Raw genomic sequence first — 4,734 nt, 5'->3', positions numbered from 1 at the left:
GCTGCTGCTCGCGGCCGCGCGGGCGCACGCGGCGGGCGCGCGGCTCGACTGGCCCGCCCTGTACGACGGTCCGCGCCGCCTCGTCGGCCTGCCCACCTACGCCTTCCGGCGCCGGCGGTACTGGCTCGACACCCCTGACCCCGGACACGCGGGCGCCGCCGGCCGTACCGAGGACGCGCACCCCTGGCTGACCGCGAGCACCGAACTGGCGGACGGGAGCTGGGTGTTCTCCGGCCGCGTCTCGATCGCCTCCCAGCCCTGGCTGGCCGACCACGTGGTCTTCGGCTCCGTGGTCGTCCCCGGCACCGCGCTCCTCGACCTGGCCCTGGCGGCCGCCCGCCGGGCCGGCGCCGCCGGTGTCGGCGAACTGGCCCTGTCGCGGCCGATGGTCCTCGAGGACTCCGCGCAGGTGCAGGTGCGGGTCGGACCCGCGGAGGACGGGCGACGGCCGGTGACCGTGCACAGCAAGGTGGACGGTGCGTCCTGGACCCCCCACGCCGAGGGCGCGCTCGTGGACGCCGTGGCCGCCGAACCCGTCGACTGGTCGCTGCCCGCGCTGCCCGCCGTGGACCTCTCCGGGTTCTACGAGGGCTTCGCCGCCCAGGGCGTCGACTACGGCCCCGCCTTCCGCGGCGTGACCGAGCTGCGCGGGCAGGGGCGGACCGCCTCGGGCACGGTCCGGCTCACGGATGCCGGGGCGGGGGGATTCGGCGTGCACCCAGCGCTGTTCGACGCGGCCCTCCAGGTGATGCGCGCCGTGGTCCCGGCCTCCGTGGAGGCCCAGCTCCCCTTCGAGTTCACCGACGTACGCCTGTACGCCACCGGCGCCACCGAACTCCGCGTGCGGGTCGACGTCCTGGACGACGGGGTACGCGCCGTGCTCACCGACAGCGCCGGTGCCCCGGTGGCGTACGTCGGCGCCCTGGGGCTGCGACGGGTCAGTGCCGACCAGTTGCGCGCCGCCCTGTCCGTGCCCGACCTCTACCGCGTGGTCTTCCGCCCGGTGCCGTACGGGCCCCCGCTGTCCGAGCCGGTACGGGTCCTGGGCCCCGGACCGGTCTCCGAGGCCCTCGGGATCGCACCGGACGAGGCGGTGGCCGCGTACGGGACGGGCAGCTTCAGCGAGCGCGGGACGGACACCGCCCCCTCGGACGACGCGGTCACCGCCACCGCGGGTGGCACTCCCACGGGCGACGGCCCGCGCCGGATCCTGGTCGACGCCACCGCGTGGCCCGACGGGGTCGCCGCCGCCCACGAAGCGACCGCGCACGCGCTGGAGCTGCTGCACCGGCTGCTGCCGCTCGACGACACCGAACTGGTCTGGATCACCAAAAAGAGCGTCGCCGCCCGCCCGGGAGAACGGGTGAACGGCCTCGCCGGGGCACCCCTGTGGGGTCTGCTGCGCGCGGCGCGGCACGAGTACCCGGAGGCCGTGCTGCGCGTCGTCGACGTCGACCGGGTCGACGCCACCCGTCTCCTGGAGGCGCTCTCGCTGACCGGCGAACCCGAACTCGCCCTCAGGGACGGGGCCGTCCTGGCCCCGCGGCTCGCCCCGGCGGGCGCCCCGGGCGCACCCGTCCGGGCCGTCGGCGGCGGCACCGTACTGGTCACCGGCGGCACCGGCGAACTCGGCAGGGCGGTCGCCCGGCACCTGGTGACCGAGCACGGGGTCCGCGACCTGGTACTGACCTCGCGCGGCGGCCCCGCGCACCCCGACGCGTCCACCGTGGTCGCGGAACTGACCGGGGCGGGCGCCCGCTCGGTGCGGGTGGCGGCCTGCGACGTCACCGACCGCGCCCAGGTGGCCGGCCTCCTGGCGACGGCCGACGACTGGTCCGCCGTACTGCACCTGGCGGGCGTGCTCGACGACGGCCTGCTGTTCGACTACGACCGGCGACGGCTGCACGACGTACTGGCCCCCAAGCTGGACGGGGCCGCGCACCTGGCCGAACTCACCGCGGACCTGGGCCTGTCGGCGTTCGTCCTGTTCTCCTCCGTGTCGGGGACCCTCGGTTCCGCCGGACAGGGCGCGTACGCGGCGGCGAACGCCGGCCTGGACGCCCTCGCCACCCGCGTCGGCGGCACCAGCCTGGCGTGGGGGCTGTGGGAGCGGAGCGGCTCGGGCATGACCGCCCACCTCACCGAGGCGGAGCTCGGCCGGCTGCGTCGGCAGGGCATCGCGCCCCTGCCCGTCGACAAGGCCCTGCGTCTCCTCGACCGCGCACTGCGCTCGCCGGACGGCAACCTCGTCCCGGTCAGGCTCGACCTCGACGCCCTGGAGGGGGAGCCCCCGGCGCTGCTGCGCGGCCTGGTCCGGCCCGCGCTGCGCCGGGCCGGGGACGCCGCGGCGGGCCCGTCCCTGCGTGACCGGCTGAGCGGCCGGACGCCGGAGGAACAGGCCGTCGCGGTCACCCGGCTCGTCCTGGAGGAGGTCGCCGTCGTCCTCGGGCTGCCGGGACCGGGCGCCCTGCGCGGCAAGTCCGTACTGAAGGACCTCGGCCTCGACTCGCTGATGGCGGTGGAACTGCGGCGGCGCCTCGCGGACGCCGCACGGATCCAGCTGCCCGCGAGCCTCGCCTTCGACCACCCGACCCCCGCCGCCATCGCGGAGCTGTTGATGCGGCGCCTGGGGATCACGCCCTCCGGGACCGCACCGGAACCCTCCGGGACCGCACCCGAACCTCCCGGGACCGCGCCCGAACAGGGGCAGCCGTCACCGCCGGACGCCCCGGCACCGGCCCGCTCGGTCGCCGAGATCGGCGCCGAGCTGGACGCCCTCCTCGAACTCTAGGCCGTGTCCTCGAAGTCCCCTGCGCCTGACGGGACTTCGAGGACGCTCCCCGGCCCCACGCCCGGCACCTCCTGGAAGGAACCCCTGATGTCCGAACAGAGTCGGTTGGAACTCGCCCTCCCCGCGATCCGGGAACTGAAGCGGCGGGCGACCGATCTGGAGGCGCAACTGACCGAGCCGGTGGCGATCGTGTCGATGGCGTGCCGGCTGCCGGGCGGGGTGGCGACGCCCGAGGAGTTCTGGGAACTGCTGTCCTCGGGCGGCGACGCGATCGAGGAGTTCCCGGCGCGCTGGGACGGCTGGGACGTGTACGACCCCGACCCCGACGCGGTCGGCAAGAGCTACACGCGTACGGGCGGGTTCCTGCGGGACGTCGAGGAGTTCGACGCCGGGTTCTTCGGGATACCCCCGCTCGAAGCCCAGGCGATGGACCCGCAGCAGCGGCTCGTGCTCGAGGCGTCGTGGGAGGCCCTGGAGCGGGCCGGGTTCCGCCCCGACGCCCTTGAGGGCAGCAACACCGGTGTCTACCTCGGTGCGATGGGGTCGGACTACGACCGCTTCCACAAGCGGGACCTGAGCGCGCTCGACGCGTACGGCTCGATGGGCAGCGCGGGCAGCGTGCTGTCGGGCCGGGTGTCGTACTCCCTGGGCCTGCGGGGCCCGGCCGTCACCGTCGACACCGCGTGCTCCTCATCGCTCGTCGCCCTGCACCTGGCGGCGTCGGCGCTGCGCCAGGGCGAGTGCGACGTGGCGCTCGCGGGTGGCGTGACGGTGATGTCGACGCCGTCCTTGTTCGTGGAGTTCTCGCGCCTGCGGGGCACGGCCGTGGACGGGCGGTGCAAGAGCTTCTCCGCCGACGCGGACGGCGCGGGCTGGTCGGAGGGCTGCGGCGTCCTCGTACTCAAGCGCCTGTCCACCGCCCAAGCCGACGGTGATCACGTCCTTGCGGTAATCCGCGGCTCCGCCGTCAACCAGGACGGACGCTCGCAAGGGCTCACCGCTCCCAACGGCCCTTCCCAGCAACGGGTGATCGAGCAGGCGCTCTCGCGTGCGCGGCTGTCTCCGGCGGACGTGGACGCCGTCGAGGCCCACGGCACCGGGACCCCGCTCGGTGACCCGATCGAGGCCGGCGCGCTCGCGGCGGTCTTCGGGCCAGGGCGCGACGCGGAGCGTCCGGTGTGGCTGGGGTCGTCGAAGTCGAACATCGGCCACGCGCAGGCGGCGGCGGGCGTGGCCGGCGTCATCAAGATGGTCCTCGCGCTCCAGCACGAGCAGTTGCCCGCGACGCTGCACGCCGAACAGCCGAGCGAGCACGTCGTCTGGGAGGGCAGTGGTCTGGAGTTGCTGGGCGAGGCGCGCGCCTGGCCGCGTGACGAGGGGCGGGTGCGGCGCGCGGGCGTGTCGTCGTTCGGCCTGTCCGGCACCAACGCCCACCTCGTCCTCGAAGAACCGCCCGCCGAAGAGTCGATCACTCAACAGCCCACGTTCGACGGCGTGTTGCCGATCGTTCTGTCGGGCGGGGACAGCGGTGTGGTGCGGGCACAGGCCCGGCGCTGGGCCGACTGGTGGCACGAACACCCCGAAGTCTCCCCGACCCAGGTCGCCTCCACCGCCCTGTGGAACCGCAGCTGGTTCGACCACCGAGGCGCCGTACTCGCCACCACCCGCGAAGAAGCCATCAAACGCCTGGAAGCCCTCGCCGAAGGCATCGAAGCCCCGGGTGTGATCGCACCCGTCACGGGAGCCGGTTCGGAGAGCCGTCGCGAGGCCGGTTCCGGTGGGGTGTGGGTGTTCCCGGGTCAGGGTTCGCAATGGGACGGCATGGGACGGGCCCTGTACGAACAGTCCCCCGCCTTCGCCGAAACCGTCGACGCCTGCGACGCAGCCCTCCTGCCCTGGACCGGCACCTCCGTCACCGAACTCCTCACCGGACAACACCCCCT

General features: G+C 74.7%; 2 protein-coding genes. Both read left to right on the top strand.

Features of this window, described 5'->3' with window-relative positions:
* Positions 1-2,791, top strand: a 2,791-nt coding sequence (locus tag ABT160_RS46385; protein ID WP_351656304.1) for a type I polyketide synthase, incomplete at its 5' end; no start/stop codon positions are given.
* Positions 2,792-2,878: 87 nt separating this feature from the next.
* Positions 2,879-4,734, top strand: a 1,856-nt coding sequence (locus tag ABT160_RS46380; RefSeq protein ID WP_351656301.1) for a type I polyketide synthase, incomplete at its 3' end; no start/stop codon positions are given.

It is taken from the genome of Streptomyces sp. NPDC001941 (assembly GCF_040296945.1).
Classification (GTDB): Bacteria; Actinomycetota; Actinomycetes; order Streptomycetales; family Streptomycetaceae; genus Streptomyces.
Note: the sequence above shows the minus strand (reverse complement) of the source record. Positions and strands in the feature narration are given on the sequence as shown.